Genomic DNA, 22152 nt, shown 5'->3' with positions numbered 1-22152 from the left:
ATTTCCCTATTTCTTTCCTACACCTACGCCTGCTAGCTATACATTTCTTGCTCAAAACGGATAAAAACAGCCCATTAAGTATAGAAAAACAACAAACGATATTTTTTTTGCAATTTAATGTTGACCTGAAACACGAAAAGCCGTTTAATACACCTCGTCGCCCGGATAGCTCAGTCGGTAGAGCAGAGGATTGAAAATCCTCGTGTCGGTGGTTCGATTCCGCCTCCGGGCACCACAATTTATTTGCTGGTGTCTAAGATAAGACAACAGCAAGAAAAGAAAAATAGTGCGCCGACTTAGCTCAGTAGGTAGAGCAACTGACTTGTAATCAGTAGGTCACCAGTTCGATTCCGGTAGTCGGCACCATTTCTTTTCAATGGATAATTCCTCCTTAGCTCAGTTGGTAGAGCGACGGACTGTTAATCCGCAGGTCGCTGGTTCGAGCCCAGCAGGAGGAGCCAATCTAGCGTGCCGACTTAGCTCAGTAGGTAGAGCAACTGACTTGTAATCAGTAGGTCACCAGTTCGATTCCGGTAGTCGGCACCATTCTTTCTTCTTAGAAAGACATCAAAAAGAATAATTCCTCCTTAGCTCAGTTGGTAGAGCGACGGACTGTTAATCCGCAGGTCGCTGGTTCGAGCCCAGCAGGAGGAGCCACTTTTTAAAGCCAAGTCGAAAGACTTGGCTTTTTTTCGTTTGTACCTTGCATAAATCCCCTCTTAGAAAAATTAACTTTCCCAAAGCAAGATCTAGGTATTTGTCATATCGCACCTCTATCTTAACCTTCTTCACACAGACTAAAAAAACCAGAGTTTAGAACGATTGCTCCCTATCCAATTGCGCCCGGGAACGGCATCGTGAGTCACAGATATAAAAAAGCCCCAGTCTCTCGACTAGGGCTCTAATAGTATTACTCAGAAGCGCTCTGTTACGCTTTAACGCCTTCTTGCTGGTTCAGCATAGCCACTTCTTTATCTAACGCTTCTAGCTTGTTTTTCATCTGCTCACGGCAAGTATTTGCTAGCTCACGTACATTCTCTTTACCAAAGCCTTCAACAGAGACTGGAGGCAACATTTCAACGATGACATGACCATTGTTCCAACGGTTTAGTTTAATACCGTTTGTCGAACTACAGACGATTGGCATGATTGGCAGCTTAGCGCCGATAGCCGCATGAAATGCACCGGTCTTAAATGGCAGTAAACCACGACCACGAGAACGAGTACCTTCAGGGAACATCCACACAGACACATCGCTTTGCTTCATTTGGTCAACAACTTGATCGATCGTTCCTTTCGCTTTGGAACGGTTTGCACGATCAATAAGAATATTACCCGTTAGCCAGTAAAGCTGACCAAACAATGGCATCCAAGCGAGACTCTTTTTACCTACCGTTACTACCTTAGGTGTTACCGCAGATGAAACCGTGAATAAATCCCAGTTATTTTGGTGGTTAGCAATATAGATATGCTGGCCACGTTTGTAAGCGTCTTCAGGAAGGCGAAGCTCTAGCTTAATACCAAAGACTCGTGACATCTTGCCGAACAGACGGCCAAAGGTAAAAACGTGTTTTGGGTTACGAGGGCTGAGTAGACAATAGCCACAACCAAACACAAACATTACGACTGCAAAAATCGCAACAGCAAATACACGTAGTAGTGCAATCATTATTGTTCTCCGCGAACAGAGTTAATCAAATATCAGTTGACCAGACTCTAACTGATCTACCGCTCATAAAAAAGCCGAAACTTGCGTTTCGGCTTACAAATGTTAGCTGAAGCTTCGATTAGTCACTAAAACGCTCTATGGTTGCTCCAAGAGCCACTAATTTGTCTTCGATTTTGTCGTAACCACGATCGATATGGTAGATACGATCAACGATGGTTTCACCATTCGCGATACAGCCTGCAATCACCAAACTTGCTGAAGCACGTAGGTCCGTTGCCATCACTTGAGCACCACTTAGCTCTTCTACGTCACCACAAATTACTGTGTTGCCTTCGATTTCAGCTTTAGCACCCATACGCATCAACTCAGGCACGTGCATGAAACGGTTTTCAAAAATCGTTTCAGTAATCACACCGCCGCCTTTTGCCATTAAGTTCAGTAGAGTGAACTGGGCTTGCATATCGGTTGGGAAACCAGGGTGTGGGGCTGTGCGTACCGTTACCGCTTTAAGTTCGCGGTCAGTCATATCAACAGAAATCCAATCGTCACCCGTTTGAACATCGGCGCCCGCTTCTTCTAGTTTTGCTAACACTGCTTCTAGAAGGTGAGCTTTAGTATTGCGACACGTTACTTTGCCGCCAGATACCGCTGCTGCAACAAGGAATGTACCTGTTTCAATGCGGTCAGCAACAACAGCGTGTGTACCACCACCTAAACGCTCAACACCTTCGATTGTGATGGTATCAGTACCTGCCCCGGAGATCTTTGCACCTAGTGTATTTAGAAACTCTGCGGTATCAACAATCTCTGGCTCACGTGCAGCGTTATCTAGGACTGTTTTACCTTCAGCTAGTGTTGCAGCACACATCACTGTAATCGTTGCGCCTACGCTCACTTTATCCATAACGATATGAGCGCCCTTTAGACGACCATCTACGCTTGCTTTTACGTAGCCATCTTCAAGAGTGATTGTTGCACCAAGCTGCTCCAGACCATGAATATGTAGGTCAACAGGACGAGCGCCAATCGCACAACCACCAGGAAGCGAGACTTGACCTTGACCAAAACGCGCAACCAGCGGACCTAGCGCCCAAATAGATGCACGCATCGTCTTAACAAGATCGTAAGGTGCGCAGTACTCATCAATGCTGCTTGGGTCAACATGCACTGAACCATTACGCTCTACTTTCGCACCGAGGCGCTTTAGTAGCTCCATCGTCGTATCAATGTCACGAAGGCGTGGAACGTTGGTTACTTCAACTGGCTCTTCTGCCAAGATTGACGCAAATAAAATCGGCAGTGCTGCGTTTTTCGCACCTGAAATGGTAACTTCACCAACTAGTGGTTGGTTAGAACCTGTTACTCGAAACTTTTCCATTACTAAACCTTACAGCGACATCAGCTTCTTATCACGAGCCCACTCATCTGGAGTGTAAGCTTTGATTGATACAGCGTGGATGTCATTTCTTTGAATATATTCCATCAGCGGTGCATAAATTAGCTGTTGTTTTTTAACGCGACTCATTCCATCGAAACAAGCATCAACAGCAACCACTTCATAATGACTGCCCTCGCCTTTGACGTGCAGTTCTTCTAGTTTAAGTGCTTCATTTAAAATCTGTTGTACTTTTGCGCTATCCACAATTCACCCCTGTAGTATTCTTTAAATGCCCAGCAACGAGCTCATCGACATTGCTTAACTGAAATAGTGTGTGCAGTTCATCTGGCACGAAACTGAGCATTATATGACAGTTTTGTTTTTTTGCATGCTCTAATAGGTGAATTAACATCACCATTCCTGCTGAATCGATGCGTTTCAGCTCTGCGAGCGATATCTCAGCTTGTTCAACAGCCCACTGACTTGACTGAAGCGTCCGCCACAGCATTGGCACACTGTCTCGATTGAGATCGCCGCTCAAAGCAAACTGGTGCTCACTACTTTGCTGCCATTGAGACTGACTCATTGTGTCTTGCTCTCAATACGAATAGGCTGTTTGGCTAGCGTCTCTAATTCTTTTGCGACCGCAAGAATGCCCTCTTGGCGCAGCTTACCACTCCACTCTGATTGCTTGCTCGAAAGTAAGCTAATACCTTCTGCAATCATATCAAACGCTTGCCACTCGCCACTTTTCTTATCTTTGCGCAGCTTAAATTCCAATTTGATATTAGGTCGCGGCGAATCAACAATCTCTACCTTTACACCAGTAATACTCTTCTTCGGATTCAGCTTAGGCTCTGGACCAAACTCAATTGTTTGATCTGTGTATTGAGTTAACACTTGCGCATACGACGTTACTAAGTAAGCGCGAAACGCGACAATAAACTCAGCCACATCTTCTCGCTTAGCCCCTTTTAAATTAGGCCCTAGCAACTTCAGAGCTGCGTATTTCTCATTGATGTAAGGCATTAGCTCCTCATCAACGATCACTTTAAGAAGTTCAGGATCTTGCTTAATATTGGCTTGTTCAGATTTCAGACGTGAAAAGGCTTGCTCCGAAACCTGCTTCATCATTTGGTAAGGCTGAGTTTTATCAATATCACTAGCTGCGGCACTAAATGCCACAAGAAATGATATCAAAGTAAGTACTAACTTTTTTAACATCGACCTGCTCCTTACTCGCTCTCTGAATCACCACCAACACTGTAAAGAACTTGACCAATCAAGTCTTCCAGTACCAGTGCCGACTTCGTATCTTCAATATAATCCCCTTCCACCAGCATCTGTTCATCATCAAATACAAAGCCAGGTGTCAGGCCTATATACTGCTCACCAATTAACCCTGAGGTCAAAATCTTAACGCTAGAAGTCTCTGGAAACTGGTTGTAAGTGCTACTAATCGCCATAGTGACAACAGGAAGTAAGGACTCACTATCTAAACCTATGTTTGTCACACGGCCAATTACGACACCACCGACTTTGACTGGAGAGCGCACCTTTAAGCTACCGATATTGTCGAACTCCGCTTTCAGGGTGTAAGTATCGCTAGAGCCAATTCCCTTTACGTCAGCAACTTGAAAGATCATTACTAAAATTGCGCAAATTCCAGCAAGAACAAAGCTACCAACCCATAGTTCTGTTTTTCGAGTTTGTTGCATTACTAATTCCCAAACACCATTAATTTCCAAACATGAGGGCTGTCAATACGAAGTCTAGCCCAAGTACAGCCAATGAAGAGTGCACTACCGTCCGTGTTGTTGCGCGGCTGATACCTTCCGAAGTTGGAATCGCATCATAACCATTGAATAGAGCAATCCAAGTAACCGTCACAGCAAAAACTAAGCTTTTTATCATGCTGTTTCCGATGTCTTGACCTAACTCAACCGAGGCCTGCATTGCAGACCAAAAGCTTCCGTGGTCGATGCCTTTCCAATCGACACCGACTAACTGGCCGCCCCAAATGCCGACCGCCATAAAGATCATTGCGAGCATTGGCATTGAAATAACCCCAGCCCAAAACCGTGGGGCAATGACGCGCTTCAACGGGTCAACAGCCATCATCTCCATACTGGAAAGCTGCTCTGTCGCTTTCATCAAGCCAATCTCAGCCGTTAAAGCAGATCCCGCTCGCCCAGCAAACAGCAAAGCCGTTACGACGGGACCAAGCTCACGTAACAATGAAAGCGCAACCATTTGACCCAACGCACCTTCAGCACCGAAATCAACCAAAATAACGTAGCCTTGTAAGCTCAGCACCATGCCAATAAACAGGCCTGAAAGTACAATGATGATTAATGACTGGACGCCAACGCTATAAAGCTGTTTAACCAACAACGGAAGGTTTTTGATTGGCTGTGGCTTACTCGCTAGTGCACCAAACAGCATCAAACTTGCCCGACCGAACGCTTCGCAAATTGACATTGCCCGTTGGCCGACTGACGCTACAAAATTCGCTAAGCCTGTCATTATGAGAAAAGTTCCTTAGATAAAGGTTGAGATGGAAAACGAAACGGCACTGGGCCATCCGCTTCACCTTGAAGAAATTGCTGAACTTGAGGATCATTGCTGTCACGCAACTCTTGTGGAGTACCCGAGGCGATGATTTTTCCATTTGCGAGAATATAAACCAGGTCAGCAATACTCATCACTTCAGGCACATCATGAGAAACCACGATAGACGTCACGCCGAGAGCTTGATTTAGGTTTCGGATCAGCTCCACCAGCACACCCATCGTTATCGGGTCTTGGCCGACGAAAGGTTCATCGTACATGATAAGATCTGGGTCGAGTGCGATTGCACGTGCTAAAGCAGCGCGTCTTGCCATACCACCAGACAATTCGCTCGGCATGAGATCAGCCGCGCCACGCAAGCCGACAGCTTCGAGTTTAAGTAGGACGAGAGTACGGATGAGGCTTTCATCCAAATCGGTATGTTCACGTAAAGGAAATGCGACGTTGTCAAAAACTGACAAATCAGTAAACAGCGCTCCAGACTGGAACAACATGCTCATTTTTTTGCGTTCTTGATAGAGCTTGCTTCGGCTTAGTTTAGGGATGTTATTGCCATCAAACCATATCTCCCCGTTTTCCGGGGCAATTTGACCACCAATCAAACGAAGTAATGTGGTTTTACCAATACCAGATGGCCCCATAATGGCCGTGATCTTACCTTTTGGTACACGTAAGCTGACGTTATCAAAGATTTTTCGTTCCCCACGGGAAAACGTAAGCTGATTTACCGTAACTAGGTCTTCAGATTCCATGTGAACTCTTTGTCGTTCCCTTAAGAATGGGCAATCATAAGCACATTCATCCATAATTTAAAGCACTGTTCAATTAATTGTGAGTGACTCGCATGTTACTATCACATCTCATGTGTCACCTTCTCGCGAGCATTTCATCCATTCCCACAACAATTAATTGAATGAACTGCTTCCCTTTTAAATGCCAAACCGTCAAAATTAACGGTTAAATTCTCTCGTTGTATATTGATTAGGAATCATCATGTTCGAAGCCGTTGTGTTTCTCATTATTGGATTAGTGTTTTTAGTTTGGAGTGCAGACAAACTGGTCTTCGGTGCTGCCGCTCTTGCTCGAAACTTTGGTATTTCACCACTAGTTATCGGTATGACAATCTTAGCAATGGGGTCTTCTGCACCCGAAATGATGGTTTCCGCAACGGCCGCTTTGGATGGGAAAACAGATACAGCTGTAGGTAATGTTCTTGGTTCTAACATTGCTAATATCGCGCTTATCTTAGGTATCACTGCCCTCATCAAACCTCTATCAATCAGTTCTGCCGTTCTTCGTCGTGAATTGCCTCTTATGATTGGTGTAACGATTCTCGCTGGTGTTCTACTTTGGGACAGCCACTTAGGCTTCTACGAAGGTGTGCTGCTGTTTGTTCTATTTGCTGCTTTCATCCTTGCTATGCTGCGAATTAGCCGTAACGAGAAGAAAAATGGTGATGTTCTCATCGAAGAACAAGAATCAGAAGTGCCTGAAGGCGTCAGCAATGGCAAAGCCGCTCTGTGGGTCGTTATTGGCCTAATTATCCTACCACTCGCTGCAGATACACTTGTCGACAACGCGGTAATAATCGCGAAACACTTTGGTATGAGCGATTTGGTCATCGGCCTAACAATCATTGCGGTTGGTACAAGCCTGCCTGAGCTCGCTGCGTCACTCGCTGGTGTAATGAAAGGCGAAGATGATATGGCAGTAGGTAATATCATCGGCTCTAACGTATTCAATATTCTTGCAGTCATGGGCATTCCAGGCATTCTTAATCCATCAATCCTAAGCGAATACGCTATGGGTCGTGATTTTTGGGTTATGCTCGGCGTGTCACTATTGCTTGTTGCCATGGCACTGGGCAAATCTCGTAGTATTAACCGCTTTGAAGGTGCTGCGCTGTTCTGTTGCTTTATCGGCTACCAAGCTTACCTAATTATGAATATGACCGCTTAATCGCTATTTGTTGGAGTTCTGTATGTTTGATTACCGTTTAGCTGCATTAGAAGTACTCAAAACAGAGATCGCTGCACTAGAACAGCTGGATCAATATCTAAACGAAGACTTTGTTAAAGCGTGTAAAATGATCATCGCTAATAAAGATGGCAAAGTTGCCGTGATGGGTATGGGCAAATCGGGTCATATTGGCAATAAGATTGCTGCAACACTGGCTAGCACGGGGACATCCTCATTCTTTGTTCACCCTGGCGAAGCCGCACATGGTGACTTAGGTATGATCGAATCTGGTGATATTGTTTTAGCAATATCAAACTCGGGCGAGTCTTCTGAAATACTAGGCCTTTTCCCCGTACTTAAGCGCTTGAACATTAAGATCATCAGCATGACTGGCAAACCTAAGTCCAACATGGCGAAGCTGTCTGATTTGCATCTACAAATTACCGTTCCAAAAGAAGCGTGTCCGTTAGGCTTAGCCCCAACCTCCAGTACAACCGCTACACTGGTAATGGGTGATGCACTAGCTGTTGCGCTACTGCAAGCTCGCGGATTCACGGCTGAAGACTTTGCACTGTCTCATCCAGGCGGGGCATTAGGTAGAAAACTGCTGCTCAAGTTATCTGATATCATGCATACAGGCGAGACACTGCCAATCGTGACGCCAAACACCGTCATCCGTGACGCTTTGCTTGAGATCAGCCAAAAAGGTCTCGGCATGACAGCGGTCGTCAATGACCACCAGCAACTAGTGGGTATTTTTACCGATGGCGATTTGCGCCGCATCTTAGATAAGCGTGTTGATATTCATACAGCCCTTATTGGTGATGTTATGACGGCTAACCCAACCGTTGCTGAACCAAATATGCTGGCGGCAGAAGGTTTGAACTTAATGCAAGATAAGAGCATTAATGGCCTGATTCTATGTGAAGAAGGTAAAGTCGTCGGTGCGCTAAATATGCATGACCTATTAAAAGCTGGAGTGATGTAATGCCAGAAATGATTGAAACACTTTATCAACCAGTGGAACCATCGATTCTTTCTATTGCCAAAGATATCAAGCTACTGATTTGCGATGTCGATGGCGTCTTCTCTGATGGATTGGTCTATATGGGCAATGATGGCGAAGAGTTAAAAACCTTTCATACCCGCGACGGGTACGGGGTAAAATCGTTAATGAATGCCGGCATTGAAGTTGCCATCATCACAGGCCGCCAATCAAAAATCGTAGAAAACCGCATGACGGCGCTCGGTATTTCTCTTATTTATCAAGGCCAAGACGATAAAATTAAGGCGTACCAAGACATTTGCAGCAAGCTAAATATCGCACCAGAACAGACGGGCTATATTGGTGACGACCTCATCGACTGGCCTGTTATGGACAAAGTTGCGCTGAAGGTCTGTGTTGCGGACGGTCACCCTCTCCTTGTAAAAAGAGCCAACTATGTGACGGCAATTAAAGGCGGACATGGCGCAGTTCGAGAGGTGTGCGACCTAATATTACAAGCACGAAATGAACTTGATGTTCACAAAGGTTTAAGTATATGAGTCTTTCTCGTATTGGATACCTCATCGTGATTTTTATAATCTGCTGCTCAGCTTACTATCTTTTCGATAAGCAGCAGAGTTATGATATCCAAGTTGAGCCAGATACAGAGCTCCCAATGTTCAGCGGCGTGAACCTAGAAAACACCTCTTACACAGAGGATGGGATTCGCAGCTACGTAATTTTATCTGATGAATTGGATCACTACGCGAAAAGTGGCGATACCATTTTCCAGCAGCCAGTATTGAAAGTTTATAAAGAAGGCACAACACAAGAGTGGGAGATCACAGCAGTACGCGGTGTATTAACCCAAGACCATGTGTTGACTCTCTACGAAGACGTATTGGCCACCAATCTATTACCAGATTCTGGTTTTGATACCCTGTCCACGGAAGTAATGAATATCCAATTGGACAACAGAGATTTTTGGGCAGATAACCAAGTCACTTTGGTTGGCCCACAATTTGAAACTGTAGGGCAAGCGATGAACGGCAACTTTGCTGATAATCACGCAACTCTATACAAACATGTACAAGGTAGATATGAAACTCTCACACCTTAGTTTGATTTCTTGTTTATTCCTGTCTAGCCAAGCAGTGGCGCTGTCGACAGACCAAGATCAGCCCGTTTATATTGACTCTGATAGCCAACAGCTAGACATGCAAAGCAACAAAGTCACTTTCCTTGGCGACGTAAAACTAAAGCAAGGCAGCATCAACATTAACGCGGATAAAGTCATAGTAATTCGTGACCCAAAAGATGGATCAATCCGAGAGATTGAAGGCTACGGTAACCTTGCCACTTTCTCTCAGCTCACCGACGATGGAAAAACCCTTTATGGTGAAGCTAAAGAGCTTTACTACGTCATGGTTGACGATCAACTCACCATGATTGACGAGGCAATGCTATCTCAAGATGACAGCGTGATTCGTGGTACTAAGATCCTTTACAAGATTTCGTCTCAAAAGCTTATCGCTGATGGTAAGCAGAAAGGCGACCGAGTCTCTACGGTACTTCAGCCTCAAACAGTACAAGAATAATTATGGCAATACTTAAAGCAGAACACCTGGCGAAAACGTATGGTAACCGCACTGTCGTAACAGACGTGAGCTTGCAAGTCGAATCAGGTCAAATTGTTGGCTTGCTCGGACCCAATGGTGCCGGTAAAACGACTTCTTTTTACATGATTGTCGGCCTAGTTGCTCGCGACCAAGGTGCAATTACTATCGACGGCCAAGATATCAGTATTTTGCCGATGCATAGTCGCTCTCGTATGGGTATAGGCTACCTGCCACAAGAAGCATCAATCTTCCGTAAACTGTCGGTTGAAGACAACATCATGGCCGTTCTGGAAACTCGTGAAGAGATGACTCGTGAAGAGCGCCAAGACAAGCTAGAAGATTTGTTAGAAGAATTCCACATCCAGCACATTCGCGCTAGTGCCGGTATGGCATTATCAGGGGGTGAGCGTCGCCGTGTCGAAATTGCTCGCGCCCTTGCCGCTAACCCACAGTTCATTCTGCTTGACGAACCTTTTGCTGGCGTTGACCCTATTTCGGTTATCGATATCAAAAAGATTATTGAGCACTTACGTGATCGTGGCCTAGGCGTACTGATCACCGACCACAACGTTCGAGAGACGCTCGACGTATGTGAAAAGGCGTACATAGTGAGCCAAGGGCACTTGATTGCGGAAGGTACCCCTGAGCAAGTTCTGAATAACGAACAAGTAAAACAAGTTTATCTAGGCGAACAATTCCGTCTATGATTAAAGGGAAGAACGGTAAGATTCTCCAGCATTAAGGCAAACAATACTGAATGAAACCCTCATTACAACTCAAGCTAGGACAGCAGTTAGCGATGACTCCTCAATTGCAGCAAGCGATTCGTTTGTTGCAACTGTCAACGCTAGATCTTCAACAAGAGATTCAAGAAGCTTTGGACTCAAACCCGCTTTTAGAGGTTGAAGAGAGCAGTGATGAGCCAGCAGCAGAAGATCAAAACCGTAGCGAAGAAAAAGAGCCTACGGTTGAAGCTGCTGAAGCCGATGTTAAAGATAGTTCCGAGCTGATAGAAAAGTCTGAAATTAGTAACGACCTAGAGATGGACACCACGTGGGATGATGTCTACAGTGCCAACACAGGCAGTACCGGACTTGCCCTCGACGATGACTCTCCCGTCTATCAAGGTGAGACCACCGAGTCTCTTCATGACTACCTTATCTGGCAGCTAGACCTTACTCCATTTACCGAAACTGACCGTACGATTGCTCTCGCATTAATCGATGCTATCGACGACTACGGCTATCTCACTATCTCAACCGAAGATATTCTAGAGAGCTTCGATAATGAAGAGATAGAAATCGAAGAGATCGAAGCCGTTCGAAAACGCATCCAGCAGTTTGACCCTCTAGGTGTGGCTTCAAATAACCTGCAAGACTGCCTACTACTGCAACTTGCTACGTTCCCGGAAGACACTCCTTGGCTTCAAGAAGCGAAGTTAGTACTTACCAATCATATTGATCAACTCGGAAACCGAGACTATAAGCTCGTTATCAAAGAGACTAAGCTCAAAGAGGCGGACCTCAGAGAAGTCTTAAAGCTTATTCAACAGCTCGACCCTCGCCCTGGTAGCCGTATCTCATCAGAGCATGCTGAATACGTCATTCCTGATGTTTCTGTGTTTAAAGATCACGGCAAATGGATTGTGACGATCAACCCAGATTCAGTCCCTAGACTCAAGGTAAATCAACAATATGCTGCACTTGGTAAAGGCAACAGTGCAGATAGCCAGTACATTCGTAGCAATTTGCAAGAAGCGAAATGGCTTATCAAAAGCTTAGAAAGTAGAAACGAGACGTTGCTCAAAGTTGCTAAGTGTATTGTTGAACATCAGCGCGATTTCTTCGAGTATGGTGAAGAAGCGATGAAACCGATGGTATTAAATGATGTTGCTCTTGCCGTTGATATGCATGAGTCGACCATCTCTAGGGTAACCACACAGAAGTACATGCATACCCCTCGTGGAATTTTTGAATTGAAGTACTTTTTCTCAAGCCATGTCAGTACCGACAACGGCGGAGAGTGCTCCTCTACTGCAATTCGCGCATTGATTAAAAAGCTCGTCGCTGCAGAAAACAGTGCCAAGCCGCTTAGTGATAGTAAGATTGCAGCTCTACTTGCTGACCAGGGAATTCAGGTCGCTAGAAGAACAATAGCGAAGTACCGTGAATCATTAGGTATTGCCCCTTCAAGTCAGCGCAAACGCCTGCTTTAGGCCAACAACCGAGAAGGAAAGTCTATGCAAATCAATCTCACTGGACATCACGTTGATCTAACCGATTCAATGCAAGACTACGTAAACAATAAGTTTCAAAAGCTTGAGCGATTTTTCGACCATATCAACAGTATTCATGTGGTATTAAAAGTTGAAAAACTTAACCAAATCGCAGAAGCTACCCTTCATGTTAACCAAGCTGAAATTCATGCATCGTCAGATGATGAAAGCATGTATGCAGCAATAGATTCCCTAGTCGACAAACTTGTTCGACAGCTCAATAAGCACAAAGAAAAGCTAAACGCCCACTAACATCATGCAACTAAGCGAAATCCTCACATTGGACTGCACCAAAAGTGCAGTCCAATGTACTAGTAAAAAGCGAGCCCTAGAAATGATCAGTGAACTTGTTGCTGAACACACGGGACAAAACTCAACAGAACTTTTTGAATGTATGCTCAGCCGAGAAAAAATGGGCAGTACTGGCATTGGAAATGGAATAGCCATTCCCCATGCTCGTATGCACTCCAGCGATAAAGCTGTCGCTGTGCTACTTCAATGTGAATCGCCTGTCGAATTTGACGCTATCGATAACCGCCCTGTAGACCTACTTTTTGCCCTTCTTGTGCCCGACGCACAGTGTAAAGAGCATTTAAAAACCCTTTCTAGTATGGCAGAGCGACTTAACGATAAGCAGGTACTCAAACAGCTTCGTAAAGCCCAGTCTGATGAAGAGCTTTACGACATCATGGTTAATCAATAATGCGTCTTATCGTTGTTAGCGGCCAGTCTGGTGCCGGAAAAAGTGTTGCCTTAAGGGTGCTCGAAGACCTCGGCTACTATTGTGTAGATAACCTGCCAGTCGATCTGCTTGAAGGCTTTGTCCAATCGGTCCAGTCAAGTAAGCAAAATGTCGCGGTTAGCATCGATATACGTAACCTACCTACAGAACCAAACTTAGTCGAAGATGTCCTTACTAAGCTCAAGAAAAGCTCAGATGTTAATGTTCTTTTCCTTGATGCGAATAAAGAGACACTCTTAAAGCGCTATAGTGAAACGCGACGTATTCACCCGCTCTCATTAAGCAGTGAAAACACCTCTTTAGAACAAGCCATTGAGAAGGAAAAAACAATCCTCTCTCCGCTAAAAGAGAATGCCGACCTCGTCATCGACAGTAGTAACCAATCACTGCATGACCTTAGCGAAACCATCCGCATGCGTGTTGAAGGTCGAGAGAGAAAAGATCTTGTTATGGTCTTCCAATCTTTCGGCTTCAAATACGGCTTACCTAGTGACGCCGACTACGTCTTTGACGTGCGTTTTCTGCCAAACCCTCACTGGGAGCCCGATCTTCGCCCGCTTACAGGATTAGATGCGCCAATCAAATCTTTCTTGGAAAGCCATCAAGAAGTGATGGATCTCAAGCAGCAAGTGCAAAAGTTTATCGAGCACTGGTTGCCTCTATTAGAGAAGAACAATCGCAGTTACCTTACCGTTGCGATTGGCTGTACTGGTGGTAAGCATCGTTCGGTCTACCTAACCCAACAAATTGGTGAATACTTTGCGGAGCTTGGTCATCAAGTGCAAATCCGCCACGCATCACTGGAAAAGAATCACAAGGAATAGCCCATGCAGCAGCAAAGTCGCACTGTCTTAATTCAAAACCGTTTAGGCTTACATGCACGTGCTGCTGTTAAACTTGTTGAACTCGCTCAATCCTTCGACGCCATCTTGACCATTCAGAATCATGAGGGCAAAGAAGCCACTGCCGATAGTGTTATGGGTCTACTGCTGCTTGAATCCGCGCAGGGGGAACATGTCACCATCAGCGCTGATGGACAAGATGCAAACCCAGCCCTAGAAGCCGTCTGCCACCTCATCGAAGATAAGTTTGATGAGGACGAGTAAACTTACTCAGTTCAGTAACTAAATCCTCTTCGTTCACAATAACTTATTAAATCCATTCTAAAATTAAGTTACTATTCATCGCATTGTAAGCATATAGAGTCAGGGGGAACCAATGGCAGAGCAAATAGAATTTGACCAAGCTCACCAAGCCCTCCAAGAAGTTAGCGAAGCCCTAGAAAATGGTCGCTTTGTCCATGTCCGCCGCCAGCTGCAGGATATGGAACCCGAAGATATTGCCCACCTATTGGAGGCATCTCCACGTAAAAGTCGTGAAGTTCTTTGGCAGTTAACCGATCCAGAAGACTACGGTGAGATCCTCGATGAGCTTAACGAGGACGTCAAAGATGATCTCGTGTCAAAAATGGCACCTGAGATGCTCGCTGAAGCAACAGAGGGGATGGAGACTGATGACGTCGCTTACGTACTGCGTAGCTTGCCAGACAATGTCTCTCGTGAAGTCCTGTCTCAGATGGATGCTGCCGAGCGTCTATTAGTCGAAACCGCTCTATCTTACCCAGAAGATACCGCAGGTGGCTTAATGAACACCGACGTTATCACCATTCGTGGTGATGTTGATGTCGACGTTGTTCTACGTTATCTACGTATGAAAGGGGAACTGCCAGAAGCCACTGACGCATTGTATGTCATTGATGAAGAGAACCGTTTAATCGGCCAACTTCCAATTACGACTTTGATTACCACTCAGCCTGACATTGAAGTCAGTGAGGTAATGGAAGATGCAGACGAAGCGATTGACGTGACCATGGTTGACTCGGATATCGCAAGCCTATTCGAACGCCGTAATTGGGTTTCTGCTCCTGTAATTGATGAAAACCAACACCTTGTTGGGCGTATTACCATCGATGATGTTGTCGATGTCATTCGTGAAGATGCTGAACACTCAATGATGAGTATGGCGGGTATGGATGATGACGAAGATACCTTCGCTCCTGTGGTTAAATCTGCACGCAAACGGAGCATCTGGCTTGGTGCCAATGTACTGGCTGCATTAGCCGCAGCGTCTGTGTCCAACATGTTTGAAGCAACGTTAGACCAAATGGCCGCGATTGCCGTTCTGATGACCATTGTCCCTTCAATGGGAGGTGTTGCCGGAAACCAAACCGTTGCACTGGTTATTCGTGGCTTAGCATTGGGCCACATTGGTGACTCAAACAAACGTGAGCTGTTGATGAAAGAAGCCGCTATAGGCCTTCTTAATGGCATCATGTGGGCATTGATCATCGGCGGGATCGTCGTAGCGTGGAAAGGTAACTGGATGCTTGGCGGAATCATTTCAGCAGCCATGCTCACTAACTTACTCGTAGCGGGGGTTGCCGGGGTAACCATTCCAATCATCCTGAAAAAGATGAATATAGACCCTGCACTAGCCGGAGGAATGGCGCTGACCACAGTAACTGATGTGATTGGATTGTCAGTGTTCTTAGGTTTAGCAACAATCCTAATCTAGTCACCTTCTCCTCGATAGAAACTAAAAAGCGCAGCTCTCGGGCTGCGCTTTTTCATTGTTCCACAAAGATCAGTTAAGGTTTGGACCTAACCACTTCTCCGCCTCTAACATATCCCAACCTTTACGTTCAGCGTAGCTTTGCGCTTGATCTTCTTGGATCTGAGCGATCGCAAAATAACGAGAGTCTGGGTGAGAAAAGTACCAACCAGAAACCGAAGCTCCTGGCCACATCGCATAACTGCTTGTTAATGACATATCAATAGACTTTTCAACATCAAGCAACTCCCAAAGCGTCCCTTTTTCTGTATGTTCAGGACAAGCTGGATAGCCTGGTGCAGGTCGAATACCTTGATACTTTTCACGAATCAGATCATCGTTAGATAAGTTTTCATCTGCCGAGTAGCCCCAAATCTCTTTACGGACTTGCTCATGCAGGTACTCTGCAAACGCTTCAGCTAAACGGTCGGCTACGGCTTGAATCATAATCGCGTTGTAGTCATCACCCGCTGCCTTGTACTCATCAGCAAGCTCACGTTCACCAATGCCACCCGTTACAGCAAACGCACCAATCCAATCCTTCTTACCCGACTCTTTTGGAGCAATGTAATCAGATAGACAGTAGTTGAACCCTTTCGGTTTCTCAGTCTGCTGGCGTAGGTTATGCAGCACTTTGGCCACTTCCGTGCGTGATTCATCGGTATACACTTCGATATCATCACCAACACTCGCAGCTGGGAACAGGGCGCACATTCCGCGAGCCTTCAATAGCCCTTCACTTTCAACTCTATCCAATAGGTCGTTAGCATCTTTGAACAGGCGTTGCGCTTCTTCACCTACCTCTTCATGTTTGAGTATGGCTGGGTACTTGCCCACCAGTGACCAAGTCATAAAGAATGGTGTCCAGTCGATATACTTACGCAGTGTTGCAACATCAAAGTCATCAAAAATATGAACACCTGGTTTCGCTGGAGCTGGAGGAGTATAGCTCTCCCAATCTATCGCAACTTTATTGGCACGAGCCTGCTCAAGAGTAACTGGCTTAGTGCGTGGTTTTTTACGTGCATGTTGATCACGCACACGTACGTAGTCAGCGTCGAGCTTTTCGACAAACGCAGGACGTAGCTCATCAGAAAGAAGGGATGTACATACCCCCACCGCACGTGAAGCGTTGTTCACATACACAACAGGGTGTTTGTAGTTCTGTTCAATCTTAACGGCAGTGTGCGCTTTGGATGTTGTTGCGCCACCAATCAAAAGAGGTAAGTCAAAGTCTAAACGTTCCATCTCTTTAGCCACATGAACCATTTCATCCAGCGATGGCGTAATCAGACCAGAAAGGCCGATAATATCGACATTCTCTTCTTTCGCGACTTTTAAAATTTTCTCACATGGCACCATAACGCCAAGGTCGATGATCTCGTAGTTATTACATTGCAGTACAACGCCAACGATGTTTTTACCGATATCGTGAACATCACCTTTTACCGTTGCGAGAAGAATCTTACCGTTTGAAGAGCCCGCTTGTTTTGATGCATTAATGAACGGCTCTAAATGAGCAACCGCTTGTTTCATCACTCGGGCAGACTTCACTACCTGAGGCAAGAACATCTTACCTTCACCAAACAAATCACCCACAACGTTCATGCCATCCATCAGAGGACCTTCAATCACCTCCAATGGCTTAGAAGCGTTAAGGCGAGCTTCTTCTGTATCTTCAACAATGAACTCAGTAATACCTTTAACCAGAGCGTGCTCAAGTCGCTTCTCAACTGACCAAGTTCTCCACTCAAGCGCTGATGCATCTTCTTCTTTTCCGACGCCCTTACCTGCATACTCAGCAGCAATATCAAGTAAACGTTCGGTACCATCATCACGACGGTTAAGAACGACATCTTCTACCGCTTCGCGCAGTTTTTCAGGGACGTTATCGTAGATCTCTAACTGACCTGCGTTCACGATACCCATATCCATACCATTCTTGAAACAGTGGTATAGGAACACCGCGTGAATCGCTTCGCGTACGTAGTTATTTCCGCGGAATGAGAACGACACATTCGACACACCGCCCGAGATCATCGCATGTGGCAAATCTCGTTTGATATCCGCAACGGCTTCAATAAAGTCCACAGCATAGTTATTGTGCTCTTCGATACCTGTAGCGACCGCAAAGATATTCGGGTCAAAGATGATGTCTTCAGGTGGGAAGCCAACTTCATCAACTAGGATGTTGTAGGCATTGGTACAGATTTCGAGTTTACGTTCACGAGTTTCCGCCTGACCGACTTCGTCAAACGCCATCACGATAACAGCAGCGCCATAGCGACGAATTAGCTTAGCTTGTTCAATGAATTTCTCTTTACCTTCTTTCAAAGATATAGAGTTAACGATGCCTTTACCTTGGATACACTTTAAGCCAGCCTCTATCACTTCCCATTTGGAAGAGTCGACCATGATTGGCACTTTAGAAATCTCTGGCTCAGACGCACACAGATTCAGGAAGCGCACCATACAAGCTTCAGCATCGAGCATCCCTTCATCCATATTGATATCGATGATCTGAGCACCGTTTTCAACTTGCTGGCGAGCAACCTCTAGCGCTTCATCATAGAGCTCTTCTTTAATAAGGCGCTTAAAGCGTGCTGAACCAGTTACGTTAGTTCGCTCACCAACGTTAATGAATAGCGATTCTTTCTCGATAGTTAATGGCTCTAAGCCAGACAGTCGACATGCCGTTACCAACTCTGGTAACACGCGAGGGGAAACATTTTCAACGGCATTGGCCATTTGGCGAATATGCTCAGGTGTCGTACCACAACAACCACCAATCAAGTTTAAGAAGCCGCTTTCTGCCCACTCTTTAACGTGCACCGCCATATCTTCTGGCGAGAGATCGTATTCACCGAAGGCGTTCGGTAGACCCGCATTAGGGTGAGTGGAAACAAAAGACTCCGAAATACGTGATAGTTCTTCTACATATGGGCGAAGTTCATCTGGCCCAAGGGCACAGTTCAAACCAAAAGAGATCGGATTCACGTGACGAAGAGAGTTATAAAACGCTTCTGTCGTTTGACCAGAAAGAGTTCGACCTGATGCATCAGTAATCGTGCCTGAAATCATTACAGGTAAACTTTGGCCAAGTTCTTCAAAAACGGAATCTACAGCAAAAGCACACGCCTTGGCATTTAACGTATCAAAGATCGTTTCAATCAAGATTAGGTCAGAGCCACCCTTAATAAGCGCACGTGTAGACTCAGAGTAAGCTTCTACTAACTCATCAAAGCTCACATTACGGTAACCTGGGTCATTCACATCTGGGGAGATTGAACACGTGCGGTTTGTTGGGCCAAGTACGCCTGCTACATAACGAGGTTTATCTGGCGTTTTTGCCGTCCATTCATCTGCAGCTTCACGAGCCAGCTTTGCGGCGGCAAAGTTGATCTCTTCGCTAAGGCTTTCCATGTCGTAGTCAGCCATAGCAATCGTTGTTGCGTTAAATGTATTGGTTTCTAGGATATCCGCACCCGCCTCTAGGTACTCTAGGTGGATATCTTTAATAAGCTTTGGCTGCGTAAGAACTAAAAGGTCGTTGTTACCTTTTAAGTCGCAGTGCCACTCTGCGAATCGCTCACCACGATAGTCTTGCTCTTCAAGTTTATACCCTTGGATCATGGTGCCCATACCACCATCGATCAGCAAGATACGTTGCTTTAATTGAGCTTCAATCTGTTGCCTTACATTACTTCCCACAGTACAGCCTCATTCCTTTAATTATCTCTCCATCCTATCACACAAATTAAAGGAGTCTAGACGTCTAAAACAGTAAATTGATGACTTTGAAATGACAAAATAATGTTTGCTATTTAGCCATAGTAGGCAGAAAATCCCTATTCACAATTTGTTACATAGTGAGAGCCTAATGTCCGTCTATTATACGCTTTGCTTTTTATCTGCTGCAGCGATGCTGATTGCTTTTGTAAACAGCAAGATAGGTAAAATGCAAACCACCATCGCAATAACTGCGGGATCAATGATGTTGTCATTGCTGATCCTAGTGGCAGGTCAGAACGATTGGTTCCACCTCACCACCATCGCGTCAAGTACCGTTGCGAGCATTAACTTTGAGGACTTCCTACTCAAAGGGATATTAGGATTTCTGTTATTTGCAGGTGGACTAGGTATAAAGCTTCCCAACTTAAAGGATCAAAAGTGGGAAATCACAGTGCTAGCTTTAGGAGCTACTCTGTTCTCAACGTTCTTTATTGGCTTCGTTCTATATGGCTTCTGTCAGTTTATCGGTATTCAATTTGATTTAGTTTACTGCCTACTGTTTGGTGCCCTTATTTCTCCGACTGACCCTATTGCCGTGTTAGCCATCGTGAAAAAGCTTGATGCACCAAGACGTATTTCGACCCAGATCGAAGGAGAGTCTTTGTTTAACGACGGTTTTGGCTTAGTGATCTTCGTTACCTTGTTCACTATCGCTTTCGGTACAGAAGCACCTACCGTGGGTTCAGTCACACACCTGTTCATGCAAGAAGCCATCGGCGGCATCGCTTATGGTTTTGCTCTAGGGTTACTATTCCACTATCTGATCAGTGCGACTGATGATCACTCGATGGAGTTACTACTAACAATTGGTATTCCTACAGCAGGTTACGCGTTTGCCGAAGTCATCCATGTTTCTGGCCCTCTCGCTATGGTTGTATCAGGTATTATGATTGGTAACTGGACCCGATTTATCGGATTCTCTAAGGAGAGTGAAGATCACCTAGACCACTTCTGGGAGTTGATAGATGAGTTTCTAAATGGTGTGCTATTTCTTCTTATTGGTATGTCGATGCTATTGTTTGAGTTCCACAAAGAAGACTGGATCTTAATGGCTTTCTCAGTACCTCTTGTTCTCGCTGCTAGATACTTAAGTGTCTTCCTGTCATACATTGGCTTTAAGCGCAACCGCACATACAATCCATGGTCAGTCAAAATCCTAACTTGGGGTGGATTAAGGGGAGGCTTGGCACTGGCAATGGCTCTCTCTATCCCATCAGGCATCTGGGTTATTCAAGATAAGCTTATTGACGTCAAGGAGATCATTCTAGTCATGACTTACTCCGTGGTTGTATTTTCGATCCTAGTTCAAGGCTCGACTATTACACCAATGATCGAAAAAGCAAAGCTTGCTCAAAAAGAGATGGATTCAGCTGAGCTAAAAGGCGATAAAGAATAGTCCCCTCAATTACATATAAGAAAAGATTAAGGCAGCGAATTTCGCTGCCTTTTTTTGTGCCGCTAGATTCACCACATAGAAGGAGTTATTGCTCTTCACTTGCGGTCTCGGTGACAGGCTTAGATAATGATTTCCTAAGTTTAATTAAGACAAAGCTCGAAATTGCTAGGCTTAAGGTAATCACAGGGGCAGCCATAAGCCCAGCAGTTATATATTTGCTGATTGCGTCAGGCAGCATAGGTAAAAGCATGCCAAACGAACAAAGGAGTAATGTCCACAGTAGTGCACTCAACCAAGAGAAATAGTGAAATTTGCTCACTTGACTGGCACGCATCCCCATCATCAAAGGTAACAGTGAACGCACAACAGGAACGAATCGAGCACTAAACAAAGCCACTAAGCCATGCTTCCCTAACAATCTATCAACTTGAGCCATTCGGTTATTTGGTACCGCATCCACCCATCCTTGAACCTTAGGTAGCTTATTTAACCAAGTACCTTGTAAATACCCAGCCCAACTTCCTAAAGCTGCAGCGACAAAAATTAGCAGTAAGACTGCTATCGGATTTAAGACGCCAACTGCAGCAAGTGTCCCCGAAAGCACAACGACACTATCACAAGGAAAAGGAGCGGCAGGGATAAAGCCACTTTCAAGAAAGATCAAAATACCTACCACACAGTAAATCATTACTGCGCTTTCAGGACTTTGTAACACAGAGAAGTCTTGATTCCACAACGCGATAAATACAGCAAGAAGAGCATCTAACATATCGTGTTCCTTAGCTAGATTTGAAGTAACTCCTTGTTGTATCTCTGAGTGACAGACACTGCAAATACGAAATTCAATCGTAAAGATTAGTAAGCTATGCGGACGCCTTATAACAGGCTTGTAATGTTTCAAGTGCTATGAACGACGAAAGCCTAGTCGTAAGACTAGGCTTTCTAAATAAGTGGCTAAGTAAACCCGCATTCGAGCGAAACTCGTTGGTCTCAGACCAAAATAATACTACACATACGAAAAAGCCCTAACATTTCTGTTAGGGCTTTGTCTGAATAAGTGGCGGAGCGGACGGGACTCGAACCCGCGACCCCCGGCGTGACAGGCCGGTATTCTAACCAACTGAACTACCGCTCCGCACTGGTTAGACTTAAAGTC

The 22152-nt window shown here is 45.2% G+C and carries 23 protein-coding genes and 6 tRNA genes; 18 read left to right on the top strand and 11 right to left on the bottom strand.

Translation table 11 applies throughout. The features are described from left to right. Nucleotides 1-159: 159 nt before the first annotated feature. The 5 genes from F0231_RS10475 (at nt 160) to F0231_RS10455 (ending at nt 657) form a co-directional block, all read left to right on the top strand. Nucleotides 160-235 (top strand) — tRNA-Phe (locus F0231_RS10475). A gap of 55 nt (nt 236-290) precedes the next feature. Further along, nucleotides 291-366, top strand: a tRNA-Thr gene (locus F0231_RS10470). Between the two features lie 19 nt (nt 367-385). Beyond that, nucleotides 386-461: transfer RNA gene (locus F0231_RS10465), tRNA-Asn, on the top strand. Between the two features lie 9 nt (nt 462-470). Next, nucleotides 471-546 (top strand) — tRNA-Thr (locus F0231_RS10460). Between the two features lie 35 nt (nt 547-581). Next, nucleotides 582-657, top strand: a tRNA-Asn gene (locus F0231_RS10455). 271 nt (nt 658-928) lie between these two features. Here the strand turns inward: F0231_RS10455 and F0231_RS10450 are convergent. The 8 genes from F0231_RS10450 to mlaF form a co-directional block, all read right to left on the bottom strand. After that, nucleotides 929-1669, bottom strand: coding sequence for a 1-acylglycerol-3-phosphate O-acyltransferase (locus F0231_RS10450; protein WP_171759677.1), 741 nt, complete (start codon nt 1667-1669; stop codon nt 929-931). 118 nt (nt 1670-1787) lie between these two features. Beyond that, nucleotides 1788-3047, bottom strand: a complete 1260-nt coding sequence (gene murA, locus F0231_RS10445) for a UDP-N-acetylglucosamine 1-carboxyvinyltransferase (protein WP_171759676.1) — start codon at nt 3045-3047, stop codon at nt 1788-1790. Between the two features lie 9 nt (nt 3048-3056). Continuing rightward, entirely contained in the window at nt 3057-3311 is a 255-nt protein-coding gene (ibaG, locus tag F0231_RS10440; RefSeq protein ID WP_171759675.1) for a BolA family iron metabolism protein IbaG, read from the bottom strand. Next, nucleotides 3304-3633: a lipid asymmetry maintenance protein MlaB gene (locus F0231_RS10435; RefSeq protein WP_171759674.1), complete on the bottom strand. Its 330-nt coding sequence runs from the start codon at nt 3631-3633 to the stop codon at nt 3304-3306. The genes ibaG and F0231_RS10435 overlap by 8 nt, the downstream gene beginning before the upstream one ends. Continuing rightward, nucleotides 3630-4271, bottom strand: coding sequence for a phospholipid-binding protein MlaC (gene mlaC / locus F0231_RS10430; RefSeq protein ID WP_171759673.1), 642 nt, complete (start codon nt 4269-4271; stop codon nt 3630-3632). Before mlaC ends, F0231_RS10435 begins: the two co-directional genes overlap by 4 nt. A gap of 11 nt (nt 4272-4282) precedes the next feature. Further along, nucleotides 4283-4765: an outer membrane lipid asymmetry maintenance protein MlaD gene (gene mlaD / locus F0231_RS10425; RefSeq protein WP_171759672.1), complete on the bottom strand. Its 483-nt coding sequence runs from the start codon at nt 4763-4765 to the stop codon at nt 4283-4285. Between the two features lie 19 nt (nt 4766-4784). After that, nucleotides 4785-5573 carry a lipid asymmetry maintenance ABC transporter permease subunit MlaE gene (gene mlaE, locus F0231_RS10420; RefSeq protein WP_171759671.1) on the bottom strand — a complete coding sequence of 263 codons (789 nt, stop codon included), beginning with the start codon at nt 5571-5573 and terminating at the stop codon, nt 4785-4787. Then, nucleotides 5573-6370, bottom strand: a complete 798-nt coding sequence (gene mlaF, locus F0231_RS10415) for a phospholipid ABC transporter ATP-binding protein MlaF (protein WP_171759670.1) — start codon at nt 6368-6370, stop codon at nt 5573-5575. Before mlaF ends, mlaE begins: the two co-directional genes overlap by 1 nt. A gap of 241 nt (nt 6371-6611) precedes the next feature. Between mlaF and F0231_RS10410 the strand changes: the two genes are divergently transcribed. From F0231_RS10410 to mgtE, 12 genes are all read left to right on the top strand, one after another. Next, complete coding sequence (locus tag F0231_RS10410; protein WP_171759669.1) at nt 6612-7577, top strand: calcium/sodium antiporter; 966 nt, start codon at nt 6612-6614, stop codon at nt 7575-7577. A gap of 22 nt (nt 7578-7599) precedes the next feature. Further along, nucleotides 7600-8565 (top strand): KpsF/GutQ family sugar-phosphate isomerase, encoded by a 966-nt coding sequence (locus F0231_RS10405; RefSeq protein WP_171759668.1) that lies wholly within the window; start codon nt 7600-7602, stop codon nt 8563-8565. Beyond that, nucleotides 8565-9122: a 3-deoxy-manno-octulosonate-8-phosphatase KdsC gene (gene kdsC, locus F0231_RS10400; protein ID WP_171759667.1), complete on the top strand. Its 558-nt coding sequence runs from the start codon at nt 8565-8567 to the stop codon at nt 9120-9122. Before F0231_RS10405 ends, kdsC begins: the two co-directional genes overlap by 1 nt. After that, nucleotides 9119-9682 (top strand): LPS export ABC transporter periplasmic protein LptC, encoded by a 564-nt coding sequence (gene lptC, locus F0231_RS10395; protein WP_171759666.1) that lies wholly within the window; start codon nt 9119-9121, stop codon nt 9680-9682. The genes kdsC and lptC overlap by 4 nt, the downstream gene beginning before the upstream one ends. Continuing rightward, nucleotides 9663-10160, top strand: a complete 498-nt coding sequence (gene lptA / locus F0231_RS10390; protein ID WP_171759665.1) for a lipopolysaccharide transport periplasmic protein LptA — start codon at nt 9663-9665, stop codon at nt 10158-10160. Before lptC ends, lptA begins: the two co-directional genes overlap by 20 nt. Nucleotides 10161-10162: 2 nt before the next feature. After that, entirely contained in the window at nt 10163-10888 is a 726-nt protein-coding gene (lptB, locus tag F0231_RS10385) for an LPS export ABC transporter ATP-binding protein (RefSeq protein ID WP_171759664.1), read from the top strand. Between the two features lie 50 nt (nt 10889-10938). Next, nucleotides 10939-12396, top strand: coding sequence for an RNA polymerase factor sigma-54 (locus F0231_RS10380; protein WP_171759663.1), 1458 nt, complete (start codon nt 10939-10941; stop codon nt 12394-12396). Nucleotides 12397-12420: 24 nt separating this feature from the next. Next, the gene (hpf, locus tag F0231_RS10375) at nt 12421-12708 is read left to right on the top strand and encodes a ribosome hibernation promoting factor (protein WP_171759662.1); all 288 of its coding nucleotides are present in this window, start codon (nt 12421-12423) and stop codon (nt 12706-12708) included. A gap of 4 nt (nt 12709-12712) precedes the next feature. Continuing rightward, nucleotides 12713-13159: a PTS IIA-like nitrogen regulatory protein PtsN gene (gene ptsN, locus F0231_RS10370; RefSeq protein WP_171759661.1), complete on the top strand. Its 447-nt coding sequence runs from the start codon at nt 12713-12715 to the stop codon at nt 13157-13159. After that, nucleotides 13159-14022, top strand: a complete 864-nt coding sequence (gene rapZ, locus F0231_RS10365) for an RNase adapter RapZ (protein WP_171759660.1) — start codon at nt 13159-13161, stop codon at nt 14020-14022. The genes ptsN and rapZ overlap by 1 nt, the downstream gene beginning before the upstream one ends. Before the next feature lie 3 nt (nt 14023-14025). After that, the gene (locus tag F0231_RS10360) at nt 14026-14304 is read left to right on the top strand and encodes an HPr family phosphocarrier protein (protein ID WP_171759659.1); all 279 of its coding nucleotides are present in this window, start codon (nt 14026-14028) and stop codon (nt 14302-14304) included. 112 nt (nt 14305-14416) lie between these two features. Then, nucleotides 14417-15772 (top strand): magnesium transporter, encoded by a 1356-nt coding sequence (gene mgtE / locus F0231_RS10355; protein ID WP_171759658.1) that lies wholly within the window; start codon nt 14417-14419, stop codon nt 15770-15772. A 69-nt stretch (nt 15773-15841) separates the two neighbouring features. Here the strand turns inward: mgtE and metH are convergent, their stop codons facing one another. After that, nucleotides 15842-19519, bottom strand: a complete 3678-nt coding sequence (gene metH / locus F0231_RS10350) for a methionine synthase (RefSeq protein WP_171759657.1) — start codon at nt 19517-19519, stop codon at nt 15842-15844. A gap of 169 nt (nt 19520-19688) precedes the next feature. Between metH and F0231_RS10345 the strand changes: the two genes are divergently transcribed. Next, complete coding sequence (locus F0231_RS10345) at nt 19689-20996, top strand: sodium:proton antiporter (protein ID WP_171759656.1); 1308 nt, start codon at nt 19689-19691, stop codon at nt 20994-20996. Nucleotides 20997-21081: 85 nt separating this feature from the next. On the opposite strand, the gene F0231_RS10340 is transcribed toward F0231_RS10345, so the two are convergent. Next, nucleotides 21082-21765 (bottom strand): DedA family protein, encoded by a 684-nt coding sequence (locus F0231_RS10340; protein ID WP_171759655.1) that lies wholly within the window; start codon nt 21763-21765, stop codon nt 21082-21084. 289 nt (nt 21766-22054) lie between these two features. Continuing rightward, nucleotides 22055-22131: transfer RNA gene (locus tag F0231_RS10335), tRNA-Asp, on the bottom strand. Between the last annotated feature and the right edge of the window lie 21 nt (nt 22132-22152).

The sequence above is a fragment of the Vibrio sp. RE86 genome (assembly GCF_013114545.1).
Classification (GTDB): Bacteria; Pseudomonadota; Gammaproteobacteria; order Enterobacterales; family Vibrionaceae; genus Vibrio.
Note: the sequence above shows the minus strand (reverse complement) of the source record. Positions and strands in the feature narration are given on the sequence as shown.

Bases quoted from the DNA above. Each gene is read 5' to 3' on its own strand.
- mlaD (WP_171759672.1), bottom strand. From the start codon at position 4,765: ATGCAACAAACTCGAAAAACAGAACTATGGGTTGGTAGCTTTGTTCTT.
- F0231_RS10435 (WP_171759674.1), bottom strand. From the start codon at position 3,633: ATGAGTCAGTCTCAATGGCAGCAAAGTAGTGAGCACCAGTTTGCTTTG.
- F0231_RS10380 (WP_171759663.1), top strand. From the start codon at position 10,939: ATGAAACCCTCATTACAACTCAAGCTAGGACAGCAGTTAGCGATGACT.
- F0231_RS10450 (WP_171759677.1), bottom strand. From the start codon at position 1,669: ATGATTGCACTACTACGTGTATTTGCTGTTGCGATTTTTGCAGTCGTA.
- mlaC (WP_171759673.1), bottom strand. From the start codon at position 4,271: ATGTTAAAAAAGTTAGTACTTACTTTGATATCATTTCTTGTGGCATTT.
- lptA (WP_171759665.1), top strand. From the start codon at position 9,663: ATGAAACTCTCACACCTTAGTTTGATTTCTTGTTTATTCCTGTCTAGC.
- mlaE (WP_171759671.1), bottom strand. From the start codon at position 5,573: ATGACAGGCTTAGCGAATTTTGTAGCGTCAGTCGGCCAACGGGCAATG.
- F0231_RS10345 (WP_171759656.1), top strand. From the start codon at position 19,689: ATGTCCGTCTATTATACGCTTTGCTTTTTATCTGCTGCAGCGATGCTG.
- ptsN (WP_171759661.1), top strand. From the start codon at position 12,713: ATGCAACTAAGCGAAATCCTCACATTGGACTGCACCAAAAGTGCAGTC.
- lptB (WP_171759664.1), top strand. From the start codon at position 10,163: ATGGCAATACTTAAAGCAGAACACCTGGCGAAAACGTATGGTAACCGC.
- rapZ (WP_171759660.1), top strand. From the start codon at position 13,159: ATGCGTCTTATCGTTGTTAGCGGCCAGTCTGGTGCCGGAAAAAGTGTT.
- mgtE (WP_171759658.1), top strand. From the start codon at position 14,417: ATGGCAGAGCAAATAGAATTTGACCAAGCTCACCAAGCCCTCCAAGAA.
- F0231_RS10410 (WP_171759669.1), top strand. From the start codon at position 6,612: ATGTTCGAAGCCGTTGTGTTTCTCATTATTGGATTAGTGTTTTTAGTT.
- kdsC (WP_171759667.1), top strand. From the start codon at position 8,565: ATGCCAGAAATGATTGAAACACTTTATCAACCAGTGGAACCATCGATT.
- F0231_RS10405 (WP_171759668.1), top strand. From the start codon at position 7,600: ATGTTTGATTACCGTTTAGCTGCATTAGAAGTACTCAAAACAGAGATC.
- hpf (WP_171759662.1), top strand. From the start codon at position 12,421: ATGCAAATCAATCTCACTGGACATCACGTTGATCTAACCGATTCAATG.
- F0231_RS10360 (WP_171759659.1), top strand. From the start codon at position 14,026: ATGCAGCAGCAAAGTCGCACTGTCTTAATTCAAAACCGTTTAGGCTTA.
- murA (WP_171759676.1), bottom strand. From the start codon at position 3,047: ATGGAAAAGTTTCGAGTAACAGGTTCTAACCAACCACTAGTTGGTGAA.
- lptC (WP_171759666.1), top strand. From the start codon at position 9,119: ATGAGTCTTTCTCGTATTGGATACCTCATCGTGATTTTTATAATCTGC.
- mlaF (WP_171759670.1), bottom strand. From the start codon at position 6,370: ATGGAATCTGAAGACCTAGTTACGGTAAATCAGCTTACGTTTTCCCGT.
- F0231_RS10340 (WP_171759655.1), bottom strand. From the start codon at position 21,765: ATGTTAGATGCTCTTCTTGCTGTATTTATCGCGTTGTGGAATCAAGAC.